Raw genomic sequence first — 1459 nt, 5'->3', positions numbered from 1 at the left:
ACATTTCGCGGCGCGGTGGTTGCAGGTGGGGAACGTGCAGGTGCGGTCTCTGGTTTGGATGAGGCGGCGCATTCCGGCGGGTGGCCGGTAGCCGTCGTGCCCGTGGACGGGGTTGCCGTGGGTGTCGACGGCCAGGGTGCACCAGCGGATCTTGAGTGGGGAGATCGCGTCTTTGATGCGGTGGGCGGCTTCGGTGATCAGCAACCGCCTCTCAGCGGGTCCACCTTGGTCGCGGATCTGGTCGAGCAGGTCGGTCAGCTCATCGCGGGCCGCCCGGGCGATCGCGGCGGCCTCCTCGCGTCCGGTGGCTTCTTCGCGTCCGGTGGCGTCTTCGCGTCCGGTGGCGTTGTCGGCTTGGCCTGGCCGCCCGGCATCGGTCCGTCGTGTGCGGCCGGGCCGGCCGATGGCTTCTTCGCGTCCGGTGGCGTCTTCGCGTCCGGTGGCGTTGTCGGTTTCGCCTGGCCGCCCGGCATCGGTCCGTCGTGTGCGGCCGGGCCGGCCGATGGCCCGCTGAGACGCGACGGTCTCAGCCGCCATGGCTGCCGGCTCCCCAGCCGCTTCGGTCTCGGCTCCCCGCGGGGCGGCTGCCGAGGTGTCGGCGTCCCCGGGTGCGGAGTCCCCGGGTTCGGAGTCCCCGGGTTCGGAGTCCCCGGGTTCGGAGTCCGCAGGTGCGGTGTCCCCGGGTGTGGGGTCCCCGGGTTCGGGGGTGGTTTCCGCAGGCGGGGGTGGACCCTGCTCGGCGTCGGCGTCGGCGGCCGCTGCTGTGGGGAAGAGGTCTGCGGGGTGTCTGCCGCGCAGCAGCTCCAACAACACATCAGCGCGGATGGTGTCGATGGGTCGTTGGTCGCCGTCGGCCTTGAGCGCGTTCGCGAGTGCGTTGACGTAGTTGTAGGCGGCGTCGGCGTCCTCGGCGGGCAGATCACGTGCGGCCAGATCCGCGGTGCCGTCGGGGTTGTCGTACAACTCCACCCGACGCCCCTTCTCAGTCGCCTTACGCCGCCGCTCATAGGCATCCGGGTCGGCGTCTTTGATCGCATTACGGACCCGTACCGCCAGCTGCCGGGCGGTCAACCGCGGTGCGTCGGGCAGCACGAGAGCCTCGACCTTACGGGCGATATCGTGACGAACCCCGAGGACACCATCACAGATCACCCGCGCCTTCCCACTGTCCACGCGGCCTTCCACGAGAGCCCGGCCGGTTTCCAGCAACGGCCCTTCCAGCATGGACGCCAGCCCCAGCCGAACCGCCGCGGCGGTACCCGACAACGTCAACGCAGCGGAGATCTCATCACACAGCGCCCGGCTCATCTCGACCGTCGTCCATGCCCCGCACCGATCAGCCTGGGCCTGACGACGCCGGTCCAGCTCAGCGATCGCCGAGAGCTCCAGCGACTCCGCCCACGAGGTCAACCGCCGAGCCGCCCGCATCGCCTCCACCACACCGTGCTCATCCAACCCG

General features: G+C 70.7%; 1 protein-coding gene. It reads right to left on the bottom strand.

Annotated elements, in window-relative coordinates:
* Window positions 1–1440: DUF222 domain-containing protein (locus tag HKK74_RS38820; protein ID WP_187248431.1), on the bottom strand; the 1440-nt coding region annotated here is incomplete at its 3' end.
* Window positions 1441–1459 lie beyond the last annotated feature (19 nt).

This window comes from Actinomadura alba (genome assembly GCF_014323705.1).
GTDB classification, from domain to species: Bacteria; Actinomycetota; Actinomycetes; order Streptosporangiales; family Streptosporangiaceae; genus Actinomadura_C; species Actinomadura_C alba.
The sequence above is the reverse complement of the archived record's forward strand: the minus strand, read 5'-3'. Positions and strand labels throughout refer to the sequence as shown.